This window comes from Hwanghaeella sp., assembly GCF_965227365.1.
Classification (GTDB): Bacteria; Pseudomonadota; Alphaproteobacteria; order UBA8366; family Aestuariispiraceae; genus Hwanghaeella.
Map to the genome: position 1 here is coordinate 698,688 of NZ_OZ245754.1, position 20,778 is coordinate 719,465.

Consider the following 20,778-nt stretch of genomic DNA (forward strand, 5'->3'; position numbering starts at 1 on the left):
CGCGGTTTTCGCGGCCCTTTTTTCGTCCGGCATGTCACCGGCTTGCAACGGCGGCTAGGCCGCTTTTCTGTCGATATGGACGGGCGGTTGCGGCGTAACCGGACGGGTCGGGAAAGGAGACACGTTGTCCGCGGTTTTCAATTTCCCAGCCGTCATCTTGAGGATCGCGCGATAGACCAGCAGTGAAGCGACGATCAAGCCGGCGCTGACGAGATCGAGACCCAGGTAAAGCGGAGCCGCCTGATTGAAACCGCTTGCCGCGAGTAACCAGATTTCCTTGCCGATGATCGCCACCGACAAAAGAAAGGAACCGGTCAGGCTGGATATCAGGATCGACAGATAGATTTCGCCATGCTGCCAGTTCTCGGTACGGGACGGCTTCAGGCTGTAATAGGCGGCGCAGACAAGGCCCAGGGTGATCAGGCCGAAGGCCAAGGCTAAGAAGTGGTGCACTCATTCCTCCTAACAGATCAGGAGCCAGGGGCCGTGCGGATCACGGCCGCGACTGGCGGGCTCGGTTCGGGTTTTTCCGGCGAAGGATGCTGACGGACCGGAGAGGCAATTGCGGCGAACGGGATTTCGGCCGTTGCAGCTCTTACCGCTTTCAGCGTCAGGATCGTCTGATTGATGCTTTGCCGGGCTAATACTTCCGAAGACAAACCTCTAGCACCCCACATGGTCAGGGGTGCGGCGACCGTCCGTCGTAGGCGGCAAGACGCGGGCACAACCTCGTGGCCGTGGATGGTCTGCGGCGGGCCTTCAGGATGTCGGTATGCGCAACCGGCTCCGCAATGGGCGCGGTAAAAAATATTTCCGCGCTGTCGGGCCGACGACGAGAACACGACCCAAGCCCTGGAAGCGGCCTCACGACGAGGTGGGGAGCGAGAAGCGGCTTGATTTCGACTGGGGCGATCAACGCCGGGCGGTCTTTCTTATGCTTTTGTTAGAATTGAACTAATGACAGGTGTCAGTCCTGCGGCAACAATCAAGCGAGGCAACCAGTTCGCGGATTGTGTCGGACACACAAAACAAAGGCGTGCTCTCTGAAAAATGGGGGCCGGCTTTCGGATATTGCGTCGCGACGTTGCCGTTTGAGGCTAAACGAAAAACCGGGAGCCCCTATTGATCAGACTAGCTATCTTTCTTTCGCTCATCCTCGTCGCAGGTCCTGTGAGTTCGGCGTTAAGCCAGGACATCGCAGCAGGAGAAGCCAGGTACAAAAAGACCTGCATCAATTGCCATGGGCCAGCAGGCAAAGGCGCGGCCAGTTACCCGAAGGTATCGGGCAAAGACATTCCCTACACCATCGAAAAGCTGGAAGCGTATCGCAGCAAAGTGAAGCAGGGGCCCAACTCTGCTCTCATGTTCATGATGGCCAAGCCGCTTTCGGATGAGGAGATCCTCAACCTGGCGGCTTACTTGAAAGACGCCGAACACAAATAACCATAATCCTAATCATTGGGAGGAAAACATGGGTAAAAGTGGGAAACGACTGACAGTCGCGGTTGCTGTCGCGGCCATGGTGGCCGGCTCGGCAATGACGGCACAGGCGGACAATCATCAAGGGATGGATGTTCCCAAGATCACCGCGTCGGAGCTTTTGACGGGTCTGGAAAATCCATGGGACATGGCCTTCTTGTCCGATGGCACAATGTTCTTCACGGAGAAGTGCAAAGGCCTCTCCGTCAGAACGTCCGACGGCACCGTGAACGCGCTTTACGGAATGAAGGACACGACAGGATTTGCCGATAGCGGGGCGGACCTGTTCTGCGAGGGGCAGGCGGGCATGCTGGGCGTGGTCGCCGACAGGCATTTCGATAAGAACCGCATCCTGTATGTCTACTCGACCTCGAACAAGTATCACGGCTCCGGATGCAAGACCAATTTCGAGAAGTGCGACGGCAATATCGTCATGCGGTTCAAGGTCAGCGAAGACCTGAAGAGCGTCTCCGACCGAACGGATATCGTGACGGACATTCAGTACAAACCCTTCGAGTCAGACCAACCGTTCGGCGGCCCCGGGGCGCATAACGGCGGCCGGATTCGCGTCGGTCCGGGTGGCTACCTCTGGGTCGCCGGCGGTGACCGGCACCGTGGAATCTGCCCCCAGGACGGGCAGCTCCTCTGCGGCAAGGTCCTGAGGATCGACGGCGATGGCAACGCACATCCGGACAACAACCCGCCGGAAGGCTTTGACAAACGCATCTACACCTACGGCCACCGGAACGTTCAAGGCATCGACTTCCGCCCGAGCGACGGCAAGGCCTTCACCGCGGAACACGGGCCTTGGCACAATGACGAGATCACCGCCCTCGTAAACGGTGGTAACGCTGGTTGGGACCCCGCAGAAAAACGCGGCGGAAGAGGTGAGTGCCCGGATCAGTATTGCGGATACGAGCCGAACCAGATGGACGGCATGGATCCGGCCGTTCGTGCCGCCTATACGCCGATGAGCGACACACGGTTTGCCGATCTGATGCCGCCGACGTGGAACAACAACGGCTTTTCGCAGGGCACCGGTTCCGCGGCCTTCCTGAAAGGCAAGAATTGGGGCATCTACGAAGGCCGCCTGGCCGTCGGCATCATGGGTATTGGTTTCGGCGATACACCCGCAGGCTCGCGGATCGACATGATCAGCATTACCCCGGACGGATTGGGGATTAACGGCATCGTTCGCATGCCGCTCGGTTTCTCCGACCGGTTCCGCGGTCTGGTGATGGGGCCTGACAATGCGCTCTATGTGTCGGTCGACTCCGGCGCAATCTACAAGGTCACTGCCGAAAGCATGAAGTAACCCAGACGATCCAGAGTATCGGTGCCCACGCTATGCCGATAGCGTGGGCACTTTTTTTCATGACCCGGCCGTCGATAAAACTACTCGCACAGGATTTCAGCGAGGGAATCAACGGCGGAGCCCGCTTTGATACCCACCGGCGGTTGCTCCCGGGTGTTGGTCGCCATGGCGGGTGTTTGCCAATTTTCATCGTTGAAGAATGTGCTCCGCACCGAGGATTGCGTGCGCTCCAAGCAGTTCAGTTTGATTTCGCTTTCGTAGCTCTTCGCGCCCATGACCGACGTTCGGTACCTAACTCTGCTAGGCACTCGAACGATGTTGCCGTCGGTCTCGACCTGCGTGGGGTCAAAATAATGCTCATCTCCGTTCTCCATGACCTTGTGCTGCGTCCATTCAGCACTTGCGGTGAATGGAACCATGCATAGCAAGATAGTGAGCACGGACCTCATCGTATTATCCTCAATCCAACATTCGATCAGCGTGACCGCATAATTGGCGAGTGACGACGGGTATCTGCTGTACGGGTCGCGGACACGATGTCTTTGCACCGCACTCAGACAGCGGCACAGATTCTGTGACGGCTTGCCGGTTCTCTCGACGTTTCAACACACGTCAACTCACCTTCGAACAGGAAGCATTGCCAAGCCTGCGGGTCGGTAACCCTCAGGGTAATCCGTAACCAAGCAAATTCAATGATTTCCACATGGGCCGTTGTGCATGGTTCCGGATTACCGACGAAGCTGAATAATCCTGCTCCACTCGACAGCGGGCATCGTTGTTTGTCGCGCGGGTATGCGATGAAGCGGGCGAAATTCTCCTTCAGCCTGCCCGTGTTTTTCCAACCCGTTCCAGGTCACATACTGTTGTTGCGGGGCGTCGGGGTAGACTGTACCGTCCGCGGATGGACAAGAATGTTGCATTGATTACAGGGGCCGCCCGCGGGATTGGGCTGGCGACCGCGAGGCTCATGCTCGAGAACGGTTGGGCCGTTGCGATGGTCGACCGTGACGGCGACGAATTGCGTGCCGCATCCGAGGGTCTTGCCAAGGATCATGAAGGGGCGAAAGCGTTCGAATACGACATATCCGAGCCCGATCAGGTGGACGACATGACCGCGGCGGTGCTGTCGTCCTTCGGCAGGATCGACGCTGTCGTGAACAATGCCGGTGTCGCCGATTTCTCCCCGCTCGAAGCAACGAGTTTTTCGTCGTGGCGGGAGATCATGGCGACCAATCTGGACGGCACCTTCCTGGTGTCCCAGGCAGCAATTCCCGCCTTGAAGGAAACGAGAGGGGCGATCGTCAATATCGCCTCGATCTCGGGGCTTCGGGCGTCGACCCTGCGGGTTGCCTACGGCACGTCGAAAGCAGCCGTCATTCATTTGACCAAACAGCAGGCCTCGGAACTGGGAGAATTCGGTATTCGCGCGAATTGCGTTTGTCCCGGGCCCGTGAAGACAAAGCTGGCGATAGCCGTTCATTCGCAGGACATCATCGACGCCTATCACGATGCGATCCCGCTGAACCGCTATGGGGCCGAACGGGAAATTGCCGAAGCGATCCTGTTTCTGTGCTCCGACAAGGCAAGTTACGTCACCGGCCAGGTCCTGGCCGCCGACGGCGGTTTCGACGCCACCGGTGTCGGCCTGCCCGCCTTGAGGCGGTGACGGGGCATTCACGCCAATTGGGAACCGGTCGCCGCAACAAAAGTCGTTATAGCGGCTTGTTGACGTGATCGTGCCGCTTTCGTTGATGCACACATAGAGGACATCCCATCCGGGCTGTCTAGCGTGATCTCATGATCGTTGGATACGAGGACCTCCAGCGGGGCGGGACACTCGCGCGTCACACGACACCTTGTACGCATTTCTACACAACCCGATGAAACAAGAAATGGTGCCAGTTTCACCATACCTCCATCTTTTTGAAGGCGTGACGTGTCGGCACAATAAAACGCGACATAATTCGGGGTTCTCGGTTTATAATTCATGCTAGGCAGCTAATGTTCTGCCTTATGTATCTGTTTTTAAGGGTGTTTCTGGATGGTTTTCTCAGTCGAGGAAGACATAAAACAGTTACTTCAAAACTCTCCGATCGGGATCGCCATTTTGGAAAGGGGCACCGGTAGCAGATTGTTTGCGAACGATATGCTCGCAAAAATGCTCGGTGCCGACAGCAGTGACAACTTACTGGAACGGGATATCCGGGAAACCTGGATTCGCGCGGAAGATCTTGAGCAAGCCCGCGCAGCGATCGAGAGCCATGGGCAGTTGGTTAACTTCGAAGCAGAACGACGGAAACTGGATGGTTCAAGATGGTGGGTCTTGATGAATTCGCAGCCATACCCTTTCGAGGGTAGGGACGCAGATATAATTTGGCATATCGACATCACGGATAGAAAAAACCACGAGCGAACCGCAGGTAATCTTTTCTTGGCAATTGAGTCCTTGCAGCAGGGCGTTTCCCTGTTCGATGCAGAGGACCGCCTCGTCTATATCAACGAAGCGTGGCGGAAGATGAATGGCTCGGTGCCGGAAAACCATGTGCCGGGAACGACCTTTGCCGAACACCTCAAAGTGCTTGTCGAGAAGGGGTTGGCACCGGATGCGCATGGCCAGGAAGACAAATGGATCGCTGAACGCCTGCACCGTCATCGGAATCCGTCAGGGGTGTTCGAGATCCAGCGTAATGACGTTCACTTGTTGGTGCATGAACAGCGCCTTCCCGATGGCGGGGTTGCGACGTTGTATACCGATATTACAGAACTGAAGCTGGCGCAGAAGCATCTGGAAAGAGCCTTGGTTGAGGCCGAGCGGGCGAACCAGGCAAAATCGGAATTTCTGGCATGCATGAGCCACGAATTGCGAACACCGTTGAACGCCATAATCGGATTTTCCGAGATGGTATCGCAGGAGATGCTCGGTCCCATAGGCAATACGGCATATCGGGAATACTTGCAGGATATTCACCATTCAGGCCATCATCTGTTACATCTCGTGAACGATATGCTCGATCTGGAAAAGATCGAGTGCGGTGAGATGACCCTGTATGAGAATGACATCGGGCTGGATGATCTTCTGTCCTATTGTCTGAGAATGGTGAAAAGCAGGAAGGAAGCTTCCAAGGTATCCTTTCTTTTCGACACCCCGGGCGATTTGCCGCAAGTCCGTGTCGACGAACGCCGGTTCAAGCAGATTGTCCTGAATTTGCTGGCGAATGCGGTGCGTTTCAACAAGGAGGGCGGCCGGGTCACACTGGCGGTTCGTCGAGACTCCGAGAAGGACATCTCTATTTGTGTTGAAGACACGGGTCTTGGGATATCGGAAAAAGACCTGCCATTGGTGACGGAACCTTTCGGCCAAGTACGCTCGAATGCACATGTCGCGCATGAAGGAACCGGGCTGGGGCTGTCGCTATCCAAGCAGCTCATCCAGTTGCATGGGGGATCATTGGAAATTGAAAGCGAAATCGGTATCGGCACCGCTGTCACCATTCGCCTGCCAGTCGAGCGGGTCGTAACGGAGTTGCAGTGACAGGAATTGGCTGCGAAGGCGCACCCGATCCTGGTTCGGTGCGCACTCGCCGACCTTCTTTGATAGGGGCTTTGCGCCGTCGGCTCACTCCAGGCTGACGGGGCGGTCGATCCAGTTGTATTGGGCCAACCCGCCGTCGACCGGCAGAATGACGCCGGTGACATAGGGGCTGTGGTCGTCGCTTAGAAGCGTGAGGGTGGAGGCGGCGAGGTCTTCGGGCGTGCCGGTCCGGACCATCGGGATCTTTTCCTCGAAGGCGCTGACTTTCGCGTTGAAGCCGCCTCCCGGTATGGCGCCGGGCGCTACGCCATTGACGCGGATGCCGTCCGGTCCCAGCGCACGGGCCAGTTCCCGGACCACCATCGCCTGCCCGGCCTTGGATGCGCTGTAATGAGGAAGGTTACGGGGCGAATAGGAATGTAGCGAGGTCATGTAGACCATGCGCCCCTTGATCCCATTCGCACGCATATCCTTCGCGATCTCCCGTCCCAGGAAGAAACCGCTGCGCAGGTTGGTATTCACCATCGCGTCCCATTCCTCCTCGGTCACGGTCAGGACGTTTTGCGTCTCCAACCGGCGGGGGGAGGCGCAATGGACGAAGAGGGAGAAGGGGCCATAGACCGATTTCGCCTCGGCCAGAACGGACTTCCAGGTATCGAGATCCGCCAGGCTGCCATGCACGAACTCAGCCGTGCCGCCCGCATCGCGGATATCCTTGATCACGGCGTCGGCCTCTTCCTCGCCCATGCCGTTCAGAACCGTCCGTGCCCCGGCGGCGGCGATCGCCTTGCCCACCGCGCGCCCGATGCCGGATGTGGCGCCGGTCACGAAAGCGATGTCTCCGGAAAAATCGATGCCCTTCATGCTATGTTTCTCCCCCAAGCAGATTTGTTCTTTATGCAGGGATTACAGCATCACCCGGCGGAACAGGGGAAGACCCGACTGCGTCACGGTAGCTTGTACCGAACCGGGGGAGAGGGTCAGAGAGGCTTGTCGTCTTCGTCGTTCAGGGCGCGCCAGGCGGCGCCGTCCAGATCGGAATATTGGCCGGATTTCAGGGACCAGAGGAAGGCTGCGAGTCCAAGCCCCCCCAGCAGCAGCGCGGTCGGTATCAGGAACAGAAGGACATTCATGGCGTTGCGATCCCAGCTTCACCCGTAGTGCCCTGTGCCGGGCGGCGTTGGATCCATGATCCCAGGGCGGAGAATGGCGCGGCGGCCGCTTCGTTCAGGCGCAGCGCGTTGAGAATGACGATAATCGACGAGCCGGACATCGCCAAGGCCGCGACCAGCGGCGAGGCATAGCCGAGCACGGCGAGCGGAATGGCGATCAGGTTGTAAATCACGGCCAGCGCGAAGTTCTGCCGGATCAGCACCTCCGCCCGGCGCGCGACCGCGACGGCGCTGGAGACCGCGTCGAGCCCTTCATGCAGGAAGACGAGGCCCGCCGCCTGACGGCCGATATCGGCTGCCTTGGAGGGCACCATGGAGACGTCGGCCGCGGCCAGGGAGGGCGCATCGTTCAATCCGTCGCCGACCATCAGGACCTTGTGGCCGGCCGCCTGCAGGGCCTGGACGCGGGCGATCTTGTCGGCCGGACGCAAGCCGCCCCGCCAATCGGTCATGCCCAGGGCGCGGGCCGTGGCGGATACGGTCTGCTCGTTATCGCCGGACAAGATCTCTCCGGCGATATCCCGTGCTTCCAGGGCTGCGATGGTCTCGGCGGCATTGGCGCGCAATCGGTCCTCGAACCGGAACAGGTCGACTGCCGCGCCGTCGCGGCGGAGTTCCACCCCGTTGCCGCCGGTGGCGGAGCGGCCCAGGAAATAGGCCTCGCCGTCCAGCCGTCCTTCAATGCCCTCGCCGGGGATTTCACGGATATCGGTCATCCCGTTCACGGGGCGGAGATTGCCTTCATCCGCCGCCCGCACCAATGCCTGGGAATAGGGATGGCGGCTGTTCGCACCCAGCGCCGCGGCAATCGCCAAGACACGCGGGCTATGCGTGCCGACCTCCTGCAGGCGCGGCGTACCGACCGTCAATGTGCCGGTCTTGTCGAAGACGACGCGGTCGACCTGGGCCAGTTTTTCCAGCGCCGTGCCGTCGCGGACCATGATGCCCTTTCTGAACAAGCGGGAGGCGGCGACGACCTGCACGATCGGCACCGCAAGACCCAGCGCGCAGGGGCAGGTGATGATCAGGACCGCGATGGCGGAAAACAGCGACTGTCGCCAATCGCCGGTCACCCACATCCAGCCGAGGAAGGTAAGAAGGGCGGCAAGATGCACCACCGGCGCATAGATCGCGGCCGCGCGGTCGGCCAGTTTGCGATAGGCGGGCGCGCCGCCTTCGGCCGCGTCCAGCATGCGCAGCATTTCCGACAGGAAGGAATCCTTCGCGGCCTTGGTCGCTTCCACCACCAGCGGGCCTGTCAGGTTCAGCATGCCAGCGGACAACGGAGTTCCTTCCGTCGCGGTGACGGGGACGCTTTCCCCGGTGGCGATGGCGGCATCGATATCGCTTTTGCCTTCCATGACCAGGGCGTCGACCGGAATGCGGTCGCCGGCCGCGATATGCAGACGCATGCCGGCTTCGATCTCGTTCAGCGGGTGCCAATGGCGGCTGCCATCCGCGGCGATGACGGTGGCGCCGTCGGGCGTGATCCGGGCCAGCCCGGCCACCGCGTCGCGGGCGCGTTCGCGCATCATATGGTCCAGGGTCCGGCCGATCAGCAGAAAGAAGAGCAGGGTGACCGAGGCATCGAAATAGGCGTGTTCGCCATGATGCCAGGTTTCATAGATGCTCATCCCCGTGGCGAGAAGAATGGCGAGGGAGATCGGCACATCCATGTTCAGGCTGCGCGCCGCCAGAGCCTTCAGCGCAGGTCGGAAGAAGACCCGGCCGGAATAGCCGACGGTCGGGATGGCGATCAGGGCCGAGATCCAATGGAACAGATCGCGCGTGGCCGCTTCCGCCCCGGACCAGACCGAGACCGAGAGCAGCATGATATTGCCTGCCGCGAAACCCGCGACGGCCAGCGCCCGGAACAGCGTCTTGCGGGTATCGTCCACGACGATGGCGTCCGGGCTGATCAGGTTCGGTTCGTATCCCGTACGGCGCAGGGCCGCGAAGACGGGTTCCGCATCGACGTCGGTTTTCCGCCAATGAAAGGTGACGCGTTTGGTCGACAGGTTGACCCGTGCCTCGCGTATCTCCGGCAAGGCGTTCAGCGCGCCTTCGACCTTGCGGATGCAGGCCCCGCAATGCACGTCCGGCACCGCCAATACGGTGCGGACCGTCCCGTCGTCGAGGCTTTGCGAGGAATGCAGGACCGCGTCGCGGGACGGTATATCCGTCGTCCCCAACGCACTGACACTCGTCCCGCCGGCACAGCAACTCATCAGTTCGCCGCCTTTTCCTGAATCATGTCCGGGTAGCGGACCTTCCATTCGGTGCCGTCGCGCACTGCGGCCCGGATCTCGAAATTCCAGGCCCCTGCGGGCAGATCGTTCGGGATCTCATATGTGCCGCCGAGGGCCTTGGTCAGTTCCATCGTCCGGTCATGGATTTCCGTCGCGGGATGGCCGGCGTGAATGGTGACGCCGTCCAGCGGCACCAGATGCCCATCAGCGTCCTTCAGCGTGAAGCTGATCTTGCCGCCGTCGATGGAGAATTCGTGCTTCCAGCCCAGGGCCTTCTGCCTTTCCGCATTGGCCAGCACCGCGTTGTACTGTTGGCTGGCGACATAGCTGTTCTCCACGACCAGGCCCGTCCAGCTGCCTGTCGCGAAATAGGCCATCGTCAGGTTGGCGGCGATGATCACACCGAAGAACAGCACCATGTAGACGAGGACGTGGCGGCCGGTGATTTGACGAGGCATCATTGCTTCAACTCTCCCGCTTCGAAGACGGCATCATAATCGTCGCGTTCCGATCCGTTGACGTCCTGTACCACGAAACGGAAGGGCGTTTTGCCGTCCGTCAGGGTCTTCGGATCCATCGACAGGTAGACCTTCAGCGTTTCCAACTGATCCGGTTCGGCCGGGATCAGGATCGCGTCGTCCGGGTTGTCCCGGATCTCCGGAATGTTCAGACGTGCGCCCGGCAGGCCTTCGACGGTCAGCTGGATCAGGCGCGGTTCCGGCATCATGTTTAGGATCTTGACCGTATAGCCGTTTCGGATCGAGCCGTCGGACAGGGTCACGTAAAGCGGGTTTCGATCGTGCAATACGTTCAGGTCCAGCCGTTCGCGCGTCAACAGAACGGCGAGCATGGCTAGGCCGATCGCGGCCCAGACACAGATATAGATCAAGGTGCGCACGCGAATGATGGAACGCCAGGTCGTATGCGTGAGAGACCCGATCAGCTTGCCCGCCTTGTCATGAACGCGGCTGGGATCGATCTCGCCATTAGCGTTGACCGCCTTGGCCATATTGGCGTTGTAGTCGTTCAGCGTGGCGTAGGAGATCAGGCCCTTTTCCCGGCCCAGTTTGTCCATCACGCTGTCACAGGCGTCGATGCAGAGCGCGCAGGTGATGCATTCCAATTGCTGTCCGTCGCGGATATCGATCCCCATCGGACAGACGGCGACGCAGGCGTTGCAGTCGATGCAATCCCCCGTGGCGGCGGCCTGGGCCTCGTTCTTCTTGACGTGCCGGCCGCGCGGTTCGCCGCGCCAGTCGTTGTAGGTGACGGTGAGCGAGTGTTCGTCCAGCATCGCGCCCTGAATGCGCGGCCACGGGCACATATAAGTGCAGACCTGTTCGCGCATCAGCCCACCCAATGTGTAGGTGGTGAAGGTCAGGATCGCGACCGTGGTATAGGCAATGCCGGCGGCCTGTCCGGTGAACAGATCGGCGGCGAGCGAGGGCGCATCCGCGAAATAGAAAATCCAGGCGCCGCCGGTCGACACGGCGATCAACAGCCAGACCGCATGTTTCGCGACCCGCTTCCAGGCCTTGTCGAAACTCATCGGGGCCTTGTCGAGGCGGATGCGCTTGTTGCGGTCCCCTTCGATCGCGCGTTCGACGACCAGGAACAGATCGACCCAGACGGTCTGCGGGCAGGTGTAGCCGCACCAGGCGCGTCCGACGGAGGAGGTGACCAGGAACAGGCCGATGCCCGCCATGATCAGCAAACCAGCCACGTAATAGAATTCCTGCGGCCAGATTTCGATGAAGAAAAAATAGAAGCGGCGGTGATAGAGATCGATCAGCACCGCCTGGTCCGGGGCGAATTCACCCCTGTCCCAGCGGATCCACGGCGTCAGGTAATAGATGCCGAGAGTGACGACCATGATGGCCCATTTCAGGGACCGGAAACGGCCCTCGGCACGCTTGGGGTGGATCTTCTTGCGGGCCGCATAGAGCGGCTGCTGACGATCACGCCGGTTGACGGCTTCTACGTCGAACCTGTCGAGGTTCTGGGGTTCGGAGACGGATGTACTGTCACTCACGGTTCTAGACCTTCTCTTAAAAAAAACTATCCGTACCCAAAACCAGTGCCATTTGAGGCGTGATCGTCAGACACGTTCTTCACGTGCCGCGTCACTCTGTTTTTATGTCGCGGTATTTTTCCGCGATCATGCGTTGCGGCCGGCCTTACTCCCCGCCGCCCAGCGAGTGAACGAAGACGGAGAGCTGCTTGACCGTGGCGTCGCCCAGACGCTCGCCCCAGGCCGGCATGACGCCGTGTTTCGGGGCGCCGATCTGCGTGGCGATTTCCTCAATCGTTCCGCCATACAGCCAGATCGCGTCGGTAAGGTTCGGCGCGCCGAGGTCGCGCATCCCCTTGCCGGCTTCGCCATGGCAGCTGGCACAGTTGTCCGCATAGAGCGTTTCCCCGGCCTCTGCCAATGCGGCATCGTGTTCCAGGTTCCCCAGCTTGCCGACGAAGTTGGCGGTCGCCCGGATCTCAGACGCGGACAGAATTCCGTCCCGACCGAAGGCCGGCATTTCCGAAAAGCGCGTGTCTTCGTCGCCGGCATAGCGGATGCCGTGCGCGATGGTCTGGTGGATGGCCTCGACCGTCCCGCCCCAGAGCCAGACATCGTCGTTCAGGTTCGGGTAGCCGGGAGAGCCCGCCGCGCCGGAGCCATGACACTGCGAACAGTAGACCTTGAAGGCCGACGCACCGCCCGAAACGGCGAAGCGGTGCAGGCTATCGTTCTTGACGATATCTTCCACGTTCGTCGCTTCGATCTGCGCCAGCAGGTCGGCCCGGCCTTCCTCGACCGCGGCGATTTCCTGGTGCAGTTCGGCACGGCTGGAATAGCCGCCGACGCCTTCCGTATTGCTGCTGATCAGCGGAACGGCCGGGTAGTAAATGCAGTAGCCGATCGCCCAGACAATGGTTGCGTAGAACACCCACAGCCACCAACGCGGCAGCGGATTGTCGAGTTCCTTGATGCCGTCCCACTCGTGACCGGTGGTCTCGACGCCGCTGATTTCATCTTTTTGGCGTGCGCTCATCTTCTCAGTCTTCCTTCAAGGGGATGTTTGCAGCCTCGTCCGCGGCCTTCTTGCCGCCGGGCCGAAAGGTGTAGGCGATGACGCCGACGAACAGGACGAAGAGGTAGACCAACCCCCAACTATCCGCGGCGTGTCTCAGGGTTTCGTAATCCATCGTATCGCCCTCCTCAGCGGAAGTTCGCTTCGGCGTCGTAGGCCGTGAAATCGACCAACGTGCCGAGCATTTGCAGATAGGCCACAAGCGCGTCCATTTCCGTCAACCGGCCGGGGTCGCCGTCGAAATCGCCGACGGCGATCTTCGGATACCGGGCCTCAAGACCCTCCCAATCGGCTTCCGGATCGGCCTGGGCGGCCAGGTCGGCTGCGGCGTTCTCGACCATCTCATCCGTATAGGGAACGCCGAGGGCCGCATTCGTCGACAGGTGCTTGGCAATGATGCTGCCGTCCAGGTCGTTGTCCTTCAGGAAGGCGTAGGACGGCATGACCGATTCCGGCACGACGGATTGCGGGTTGATCAGGTGCTGGACATGCCATTCGTTGGAATAGCGGTTGCCCACGCGCGCCAGATCCGGCCCGGTCCGCTTTGACCCCCACTGGAACGGACGGTCGTACATCGACTCAGCCGCCAGCGAGTAGGGCCCGTAACGCTCCACCTCATCCCGGAAGGGGCGGATCATCTGGCTGTGACAGACATAGCATCCTTCGCGGATGTAGATCCGGCGGCCCAGCAGTTCCAGCGGCGAGTAGGGACGAACCCCCTTCACCTTCTCGATCGTATTGTCGAGATAGAACAGCGGAACGATCTCGACGAGCCCGCCGATGGTGACGACCAGGAACGAGAACACCAGAAGCAGCGTCGCATTGGTCTCGATGATCTTATGCTTTGAAAGGATCGACATGACGCTTTCTCCTATTCCGCGGGAACGGCGTGAACGGTGACGAGGGGCGCCTCATCCCGGACCCGGCCGCGGATCGTTTGTATCAGGTTGTATGCCATGACCAGCGCGCCGATCAGATAGAGCAGCCCGCCCAACGTCCGGATGACGAAGTAGGGGTGCATGGCATGGACCGACTCGGCGAAGGAGTAGACGAGGAAGCCTTCCGCGTCGTATTCGCGCCACATCAGACCCTGGGTGATCCCGGAGACCCACATGACCGCGGCGTAGATCACGATGCCCAGCGTCGCCAGCCAGAGATGCCAGTTGACCAGCCGCAGTGAATAGAGCTGCTTACGGCCCCACAGACGCGGCACCAGGAAGTAGATCGCCCCGAAGGAGATCATGCCGACCCAGCCGAGCGCGCCGGAATGCACGTGGCCAATGGTCCAGTCGGTGTAGTGGCTCAAGGAGTTGACCGCCTTGATCGACATCATCGGCCCTTCGAAGGTCGACATGCCGTAGAAGGCGACGGCGATCACCATCATGCGGATGATCGGATCCGTGCGAAGTTTGTCCCAGGCGCCCGAAAGCGTCATCAGGCCGTTGATCATGCCACCCCAGGACGGCATCCACAGCATGATGGAGAAAACCATGCCCAGGGTCTGAGCCCAATCCGGCAGCGCCGTGTAGTGCAGATGGTGCGGTCCGGCCCAGATGTACAGGAAGATCAGGGCCCAGAAGTGGATGATCGACAGGCGATAGGAATAAACCGGGCGTTCGGCCTGTTTCGGCATGAAGTAGTACATCATGCCCAGGAAGCCGGCGGTCAGGAAGAAGCCCACCGCGTTATGGCCGTACCACCACTGCGTCAGCGCGTCCTGCACGCCGGCGAAGGCGGAGTAGCTGACCGACCCGAAGAAGCTGACCGGCAGAGCCAGGTTGTTCACCACATGCAGCATCGCGATGGTCACGATAAAGGCCAGGTAGAACCAGTTCGCCACATAGATATGCGGTTCCTTGCGCTTCAGGATGGTGCCCAGGAAGACGATCAGATAGACGACCCAGACCACCGTCAGCCACAGATCGACGTACCATTCCGGTTCGGCATATTCCTTCGACTGGGTTACGCCCAGCAGATAGCCGGTGGCCGCCAAAACGATGAACAGCTGATAGCCCCAGAAGACGAACCAGGCCGCATCGCCGCCGAACAGGCGCGCACGGCACGTCCGCTGAACGACGTAGAAACTGGTGCACAGCAGCGCGTTGCCGCCAAAGGCGAAAATAACCGCCGATGTGTGCAGCGGCCGCAGCCGCCCGAAATTGAAATAGGGCTCGAGGTTGAGCGCCGGATAAGCCAACTGGGCGGCAATCAGCACGCCGGCCAGGAAGCCGGCCAGGCCCCAGAAGACGGTGGCGATGGCGCCGTAGCGGATCGGCCCGTCCATATAGCCTTCTTCCCCGGTCGAATCGACCGCGCGCGACTGCCCGCGCGACAGAAGAAAGAATGCCGTGATTACCAGAACCAGCAGCAGAACCCAGGAATGGGCGCGGAAAAGCGCATCGGCGCCTTGGGCCGCACCCATCAGGGCGATCACTGCCGCAATCGCTAGGGCGATGACCTGCAATGTCAGTTTCATGTTGTTTATCCCCGAGACCTCGTAAAAAGGCGCGTTTCGACGCCGTACACCGCGCCGAACCGCCATTTCACCATTTGACCAACAGTCACCGGCGGCAATTCACCGCCTGAAGTATGGCTGCTTTCTAGAGCTTCCCACCCGCCCCGGCTTTGATTTCGATCAAAACAGGATCGGGAACTCCCACCTACAATGCGCCATCTTAAAGCATTTGAGAATTAACGAATATGCCGATGGGCGAAATGTCACGGGACTGCTGGGACGGGAACGGATTTGGGATGTCTGTCGAGAAAGATAACAAAATGGAGGAAGGTTTCCTTACCCCGGTCGTACCGGCCCCGGACGCACATGAAATCGTCAATATCGTCGAACGTCACCAGACCAGACAGCGGATTATCTGCAAGGAGTTGGAGGCGATTGCCGATTCCCTTCCGTTGGATGTCGACCCGTCTCTGTGCATGCGCCTTGCCCGTGGTTTGCTGCCCACGCTGCATACCGCGAATAAATACCGGGAAGACTACTTCTGGGAATTGGCGCGGCGCTTTCTATCGGAAACGGCGAATATCGATGCCATCATCGAAAGGCTTCGGGCCGAGTATTTCGAGAATGAACTTCTGGCCGAGGAGGTGGCCGAAGAGCTGTCGCAGTGGGGAATGTGCGCCGATCACAACAGCGCGGAGGCGATGGGCTACATGCTGCGCGGCTTTTTCATCGGCTTGACGCGACATCTCGATTTCGAGCGGGTGGTGCTACTTGAACCGGTCAGAACTCGCCTGTCTCGTCCTGAAGTCGCTGAATATCCGGAACCGTGACGTGGCGGCTCTGATCCAGTTGGATGATGCCTTCTTTTCGCAGCTTGGTGAATTGGCGGCTGACGGTTTCGATGGTCATGCCCAGGAAATCGGCGATATCCGCGCGGGTCAACGGCAGGTCGAAGGTGATCGGGCCGCCGTCATCAAGGTTCCGCTCCGGATCAATCTGGGCAGCGATCATGTAAAGAAAGCTGGCGACCTTCTCCGAGGCCGTTTTGCGGCCCAGCGTCAGCATCCATTGGCGCGCTTCGTCCAGTTCCTTCAGTGTCTGGCGCAGCAGACGTTGCTCCACCCCCGGCGTTTCCTTCATCATGGCGTCCAGCGTCGAACGCGGGAACGCGCAGAGTTTCACGCTGGTGGCGGCTTCCGCCGTGATGCTGGAGGTCTCCTGGAAGGGGCGACCGAGAAAGTCCGGCGCGAATTGCAGACCGACGATCTGTTGCCGGCCGTCCGGCATCATCTTACTCAGTTTCACGACGCCGCCCATGATATTGGCATAGGTCGAGGCGGCTTCGGTTTCGCCCACCAGTTCCGTGCCCGCCTGAACGAGCTTTTTCGTCGTGTGTTGGCTGAGTTGCTTCAATTCCTTGTTGTTCAACGCGCCGCAAATGCCGTTATGGCGCGCCTCACAGCTTCGACACACAGTCGGTATGTCGGTCTTATCCGAAGAATCGCTCATTTTTTTATTCGCCCATCAAGCTCCCGATGTATTTATAACGGCTTATGAGCCTTTTTGCACTGCCTCAAAACAGCGCAGCGGGTCGAGCCCCGCGTTTTTCCAGGCTGCGCCGAAGCTGAGAGAGTACCGTAGGGCACACCCTGCGGCTGCAATCCGGATGCCGGCGGAAAACCTTGTCGACAGAAACTTGGCTATGGCTTTGAAATAAAAAACAGATTAGCTTCACTACTCGGATAGTGGGCTGGGGCAGGAGATGTGGAGAAGCGAATGACATTTGCGGTGAAGCCCCGTGCATGCCTGTTCTCGGCGATCCTGCTGGCCGTTCCCCTGGTATCCTGCCAATCAACATCCTCGCAAAAACCGCCTCCGGCTCCGCAAACGGTGACCGCCGATCCTGCCCCGGCTGTCGCGGAAACCAAGGTGCAGGCGGCGACGCAGGACCCGGTTCAACAGGCCGAAGTCCCGGAAAAAGTCACACAGGATGTCTCGGAACCCGCCCCTGAATCCGCCCCGCAACCTACCCCGCAGATCGCGACGGCCGTTGCCCAGCCGGGGGATGGTCAGCAAACGGGGTTGGTAAACCCGGAAGCCGAGCTGGTTTTCCTCGATTTCGCTGGTTTCGACGAGGATCTGTCCCGTGAGATGTCGGCCGAAAAGGCGATGATCGCCGTGGATGTGCCCGCGGCCTTCAGCTTGAATGACGTGCCGGAGCGGTTGGATCGCTGGTTCTCCCGCGTGAAGAAGACCGGGGGCGCCGTGCAGGCCCGGGAAAGGCAGAGTGAAGAAGAACGCCGGACGCGCGGGATAGTCGGTGTGCTTCTGGATATCGCCGTTTCCGCCGTCAAGGCGCACGAGGCCGAAGAAATGCTGCGCCCGGCCGAGGACTACAGCGTTCTCGTCGAATACAACAAGCAGACCGGCAAGGCGGACCGCGTCCTGTTCTACCGGCGATAGGACGAAGGCGGAGAGTTCCTCATCATGCTGATGCGTCTATCTTTCCCAGCGCGCCTTGCGATCTTTTTATTGGCCTGCGCCGCCCTGTTGCCGGTCAACGCCAAGTCTGCGGACCGCACGCCCGGAACCGGCCTGCTGCGGGAGGACCCGGTTCAATATGAGCGATTCCGGTCGGTCCCCGCTTATCGCGACTATCTGCCGGACCATGTCGATCTGTCCGACCTGTTTCCGGAGGCCGGCGACCAGGGCAGCCAGGGTTCCTGCACGGCCTGGTCGGTATCCTACGGGTTGCGAAGTTTTTACCGGAACGTGGAAACCCAGTCCCGGCCAGCCCAAGGGCTGAGCCCCGGTTTCGTCTATAATCAATTGAAGACCGATCGGAATGACTGTGCCGAGCCGATCCGGATCTCCGATGCCCTGAAATTCCTGGAAAAGCGTGGCACTGTGCCTTTCGAGGCTTTTCCCTATCGCGAGAGCGCTTGTTCCGACCTCCCGGATCCGGGCCTGCAATCCCTGGCGCAAGAGAACAAGATCGACGGTTGGCGACGGCTGCAGCATGACCGGCTGGACGATATCAAGGGCCAATTGTCGAAGGGCAACCCTGTGGTGATCGGAATGTTGGTGGACGAGTCGCTGGTCGATTTGAAACCCGACGGCATTTACGACGAGCAGGTCGCCGGTGCGCCCGACTTCATCCATGCTATGGTCCTGGTCGGCTATGACGAACGCAAACGTGCCTTCCGGGCTTTCAACAGTTGGGGGTCGGGTTGGGCCGATAACGGGATGGGATGGCTCAGTTACAGATCGGTATTTTCCGATATCGACTCCGCCTTCGTGGCGGAGGTCGCGGATTACTCCGATGCCAAACTGGCTGCCGCGCGAACGGCTCTCGACGCGGCGAAGATCGCCGCTGTGCCGCAGGAACCGGAACAGAAACCCGAACCTGAGCCGTTGGCCAAGAAAGAACCGAAGCCGCAGCCGGCCGTCGTTGCGAAACCGGCTATCGTTACGAAACCGACCATCGAGCCGAATATGGTACAGGGGCTGGCGCCGCGGCCTTCGCTGCTGAGCGGGCAATGGAAAGCCGACCTGGCAAGCGTCGCCGGCGGATTCGACTGCGCCAATCTCTCCATGGAAATCAAGAACGGGTTTCTTCGGTCCCTGAATGGCTTTGTTGCGTTGGAGGAAGATCTGGCGCAGCTGGGCCGCGTGCTGTCTAGCCACACCGAGACCCAGCAGGCGGCATTGAAGGTCCGTGTCCGGCCTTGGCCGCAATGCGAGGCGCTCAACACTTTCGCGCGAACCTTCGCGCGGCCGCAGGGTCTGGGCGTCGCCACGGTCACGGCGGACCGCACGCAGACGGCGGTTTTCGAGCAGGACGACTACCTCGGCATTCGAATTACGACACCGGACTTCCCGGCTTACCTTTACGTCACCTATCTGCAATCGGGTGGCGACGCCGTGCATCTCGTCGGCTGGCAAAAAGGCGGAAAACAGCATCTGCCGGGGACGGAAGTGTATTTCGGTCTGGATCCGAAAGCGCCACGGTTTCGCGTGGCGCCGCCCTTCGGAAAGGAAATGGTGATCGTCGTCGCATCCAGCGACCCGCTTTTCGAGGCAGAATATGATATCGTTGAAGAAGAACGCGCCTATCTGACGCGGTTTCGGCAACGAATGCTCGATATCGGAAACGGCGCGATAAAAGGCCGTTTTGCGGCGGGGGCGGCCTATCTGGCCACCAAACCCGCGGATTAGGAGGAGGCGGTTGTCGATGGACATGATCGAGGACGTTCGCACTTTGAGACGGAAGCAGGGGACGGAAGGTCCCCATCGATCCGTCGATCCGTTCGTTTGGCGTGCTTTCGGGCGCGGACAGACGTGGATCGCGATCCTTCTCGTTGGTCTGGCGCTACTGGTTTTCTGGTCGCCCAGCCGGGCGCAGACGCTGACCCAGGATCCGAGCGTTGAGGACTTGATCAGGCAATTGAAGCCGGCGGACGGTGCGCCGCAGCCGGTATTCCGCAGTCTTGGGGCGGCGACCCGCGGCATCCGGGTAGAGATGCCGAGCGGTTCCGGCGACAGTGCGGATCAGGGCGGTCCCGTAGCGCCGACGGTCAATCTGAGCATCGAGTTCGATTTCAATTCCCACACATTGACCGAGAAGGGCCGAAAGGCGCTCTCCACCTTGGGGCAGGCCTTGTCTTCGGCGGAACTGCAGGATTTCAACTTCCTGGTCGCCGGACATACGGACGCGGTGGGCGGTGATGGCTACAACATGATGCTCTCCGAATTGCGGGCCCGAAGCGTCCGGGATTTTCTGGTCGGATCCTACGGGATCAAGGCGGAGCGGCTGATCGCGCAGGGGTATGGAGAAACGCAGTTGCTCAAACCCGATCAGCCGGAGGCCGGCGAAAACAGGCGCGTGCAGATCACCAATCTGGGGGCCGAGGATTGAGGGACAGGCCGCTCTCCTGGGGGCTGCGGTTCCTGTCGGCGGTCGTGCTGTTTGGCCTGGCGGTCGGTTGCAACACCGCACAGAAAGTCGATACGCCGCCTAGCCCGGCGTCCCAGACCGTCGATCCGGCATCGAAGGTCGACCCCGACAAGACGTCCGTCGCATCGACGGTCGAAGAGCCGGCGGACCCTGGTCAGGCGATTGAAGAACTGGTTTATGACCCGGACAGCCTGACATTCGATATCAGCCTGTCCGCCGCTCTCCGCTCAGCCGACAATGTCCTCTTCCTGAAAACCCCGGCCAATGTGAATCTGAACGAGATTCCCGACGATCTCGACAAATGGCTGTCCCGCATTCGCGACAAGGGCGGCACGGTCAAGGCGGCTCCGCTGCCGCCCGACGGCAGGCCCAGCCGGTCGCTGCTGGGCATCCTGATCGATGTCATCCTGTTCTTTGTCGGTTTGGCGAAAGACGAGATCATTTTTTCCGCCGTCGATGATTTCGACGCCGTGATGTATTTCGACAAGCCGACGGGGGACGTGAAATGGATCGTCTTTACCCGTGCAAGGTAG

General features: G+C 60.2%; 21 protein-coding genes. 9 read left to right on the top strand and 12 right to left on the bottom strand.

Translation table 11 applies throughout. The features are described from left to right. Nucleotides 1-54: 54 nt before the first annotated feature. Nucleotides 55-453: a hypothetical protein gene (locus ACQK2G_RS03040; protein WP_425403545.1), complete on the bottom strand. Its 399-nt coding sequence runs from the start codon at nucleotides 451-453 to the stop codon at nucleotides 55-57. A gap of 669 nt (nucleotides 454-1,122) precedes the next feature. On the opposite strand from ACQK2G_RS03040, the gene ACQK2G_RS03045 reads away from it, so the two are divergent. Together ACQK2G_RS03045 and ACQK2G_RS03050 are read left to right on the top strand one after the other, a co-directional pair. Further along, nucleotides 1,123-1,443, top strand: coding sequence for a c-type cytochrome (locus ACQK2G_RS03045; protein WP_425403546.1), 321 nt, complete (start codon nucleotides 1,123-1,125; stop codon nucleotides 1,441-1,443). Between the two features lie 28 nt (nucleotides 1,444-1,471). Further along, the gene (locus ACQK2G_RS03050) at nucleotides 1,472-2,794 is read left to right on the top strand and encodes a PQQ-dependent sugar dehydrogenase (RefSeq protein WP_425403547.1); all 1,323 of its coding nucleotides are present in this window, start codon (nucleotides 1,472-1,474) and stop codon (nucleotides 2,792-2,794) included. An 80-nt stretch (nucleotides 2,795-2,874) separates the two neighbouring features. Here ACQK2G_RS03050 and ACQK2G_RS03055 read toward each other — a convergent pair whose 3' ends face one another. Next, on the bottom strand, nucleotides 2,875-3,243 hold the full coding sequence (locus tag ACQK2G_RS03055; protein WP_425403548.1) for a surface-adhesin E family protein: 369 nt from the start codon (nucleotides 3,241-3,243) through the stop codon (nucleotides 2,875-2,877). Nucleotides 3,244-3,695: 452 nt separating this feature from the next. On the opposite strand from ACQK2G_RS03055, the gene ACQK2G_RS03060 reads away from it, so the two are divergent. Together ACQK2G_RS03060 and ACQK2G_RS03065 are read left to right on the top strand one after the other, a co-directional pair. Beyond that, nucleotides 3,696-4,460, top strand: coding sequence for an SDR family NAD(P)-dependent oxidoreductase (locus ACQK2G_RS03060; RefSeq protein ID WP_425403549.1), 765 nt, complete (start codon nucleotides 3,696-3,698; stop codon nucleotides 4,458-4,460). Between the two features lie 375 nt (nucleotides 4,461-4,835). Next, a complete protein-coding gene (locus ACQK2G_RS03065; RefSeq protein ID WP_425403550.1) occupies nucleotides 4,836-6,326 on the top strand; it encodes an ATP-binding protein in 1,491 nt (496 codons plus the stop codon). A gap of 84 nt (nucleotides 6,327-6,410) precedes the next feature. On the opposite strand, the gene ACQK2G_RS03070 is transcribed toward ACQK2G_RS03065, so the two are convergent. The 9 genes from ACQK2G_RS03070 to ccoN all read right to left on the bottom strand — a co-directional run bounded on the left by ACQK2G_RS03070 (nucleotide 6,411) and on the right by ccoN (nucleotide 15,117). Further along, nucleotides 6,411-7,190, bottom strand: a complete 780-nt coding sequence (locus ACQK2G_RS03070) for an SDR family NAD(P)-dependent oxidoreductase (protein ID WP_425403551.1) — start codon at nucleotides 7,188-7,190, stop codon at nucleotides 6,411-6,413. A gap of 116 nt (nucleotides 7,191-7,306) precedes the next feature. Beyond that, nucleotides 7,307-7,459, bottom strand: coding sequence for a cbb3-type cytochrome oxidase assembly protein CcoS (ccoS, locus tag ACQK2G_RS03075; RefSeq protein WP_425403552.1), 153 nt, complete (start codon nucleotides 7,457-7,459; stop codon nucleotides 7,307-7,309). Next, a complete protein-coding gene (locus ACQK2G_RS03080) occupies nucleotides 7,456-9,726 on the bottom strand; it encodes a cation-translocating P-type ATPase (RefSeq protein WP_425403553.1) in 2,271 nt (756 codons plus the stop codon). Before ACQK2G_RS03080 ends, ccoS begins: the two co-directional genes overlap by 4 nt. Next, a complete protein-coding gene (locus tag ACQK2G_RS03085) occupies nucleotides 9,726-10,208 on the bottom strand; it encodes a FixH family protein (protein ID WP_425403554.1) in 483 nt (160 codons plus the stop codon). The genes ACQK2G_RS03080 and ACQK2G_RS03085 overlap by 1 nt, the downstream gene beginning before the upstream one ends. After that, on the bottom strand, nucleotides 10,205-11,779 hold the full coding sequence (ccoG, locus tag ACQK2G_RS03090; protein WP_425403555.1) for a cytochrome c oxidase accessory protein CcoG: 1,575 nt from the start codon (nucleotides 11,777-11,779) through the stop codon (nucleotides 10,205-10,207). Before ccoG ends, ACQK2G_RS03085 begins: the two co-directional genes overlap by 4 nt. A 145-nt stretch (nucleotides 11,780-11,924) precedes the next feature. Beyond that, nucleotides 11,925-12,794 (bottom strand): cytochrome-c oxidase, cbb3-type subunit III, encoded by an 870-nt coding sequence (ccoP, locus tag ACQK2G_RS03095; RefSeq protein WP_425403556.1) that lies wholly within the window; start codon nucleotides 12,792-12,794, stop codon nucleotides 11,925-11,927. Nucleotides 12,795-12,798: 4 nt separating this feature from the next. Then, nucleotides 12,799-12,948, bottom strand: a complete 150-nt coding sequence (locus tag ACQK2G_RS03100) for a cbb3-type cytochrome oxidase subunit 3 (protein WP_425403557.1) — start codon at nucleotides 12,946-12,948, stop codon at nucleotides 12,799-12,801. 13 nt (nucleotides 12,949-12,961) lie between these two features. Next, entirely contained in the window at nucleotides 12,962-13,693 is a 732-nt protein-coding gene (ccoO, locus tag ACQK2G_RS03105) for a cytochrome-c oxidase, cbb3-type subunit II (RefSeq protein WP_425403558.1), read from the bottom strand. Nucleotides 13,694-13,704: 11 nt separating this feature from the next. Next, on the bottom strand, nucleotides 13,705-15,117 hold the full coding sequence (ccoN, locus tag ACQK2G_RS03110) for a cytochrome-c oxidase, cbb3-type subunit I (RefSeq protein ID WP_425407606.1): 1,413 nt from the start codon (nucleotides 15,115-15,117) through the stop codon (nucleotides 13,705-13,707). A gap of 467 nt (nucleotides 15,118-15,584) precedes the next feature. Here ccoN and ACQK2G_RS03115 point away from each other — a divergent pair, with 467 nt between their 5' ends. Further along, nucleotides 15,585-16,118: a hypothetical protein gene (locus tag ACQK2G_RS03115; RefSeq protein ID WP_425403559.1), complete on the top strand. Its 534-nt coding sequence runs from the start codon at nucleotides 15,585-15,587 to the stop codon at nucleotides 16,116-16,118. Here the strand turns inward: ACQK2G_RS03115 and ACQK2G_RS03120 are convergent. Further along, nucleotides 16,069-16,797: a Crp/Fnr family transcriptional regulator gene (locus tag ACQK2G_RS03120; protein WP_425403560.1), complete on the bottom strand. Its 729-nt coding sequence runs from the start codon at nucleotides 16,795-16,797 to the stop codon at nucleotides 16,069-16,071. The two genes, ACQK2G_RS03115 and ACQK2G_RS03120, sit on opposite strands and share 50 nt — an antisense overlap. Nucleotides 16,798-17,064: 267 nt before the next feature. On the opposite strand from ACQK2G_RS03120, the gene ACQK2G_RS03125 reads away from it, so the two are divergent. From ACQK2G_RS03125 to ACQK2G_RS03140, 4 genes are read left to right on the top strand one after another with little or no spacing between them, the layout of a single operon-like run. Beyond that, complete coding sequence (locus ACQK2G_RS03125; RefSeq protein WP_425403561.1) at nucleotides 17,065-17,751, top strand: hypothetical protein; 687 nt, start codon at nucleotides 17,065-17,067, stop codon at nucleotides 17,749-17,751. A gap of 24 nt (nucleotides 17,752-17,775) precedes the next feature. Then, nucleotides 17,776-19,506: a C1 family peptidase gene (locus ACQK2G_RS03130; RefSeq protein WP_425403562.1), complete on the top strand. Its 1,731-nt coding sequence runs from the start codon at nucleotides 17,776-17,778 to the stop codon at nucleotides 19,504-19,506. Between the two features lie 16 nt (nucleotides 19,507-19,522). Then, on the top strand, nucleotides 19,523-20,206 hold the full coding sequence (locus tag ACQK2G_RS03135; RefSeq protein WP_425403563.1) for an OmpA family protein: 684 nt from the start codon (nucleotides 19,523-19,525) through the stop codon (nucleotides 20,204-20,206). Continuing rightward, a complete protein-coding gene (locus ACQK2G_RS03140; RefSeq protein WP_425403564.1) occupies nucleotides 20,203-20,778 on the top strand; it encodes a hypothetical protein in 576 nt (191 codons plus the stop codon). The genes ACQK2G_RS03135 and ACQK2G_RS03140 overlap by 4 nt, the downstream gene beginning before the upstream one ends.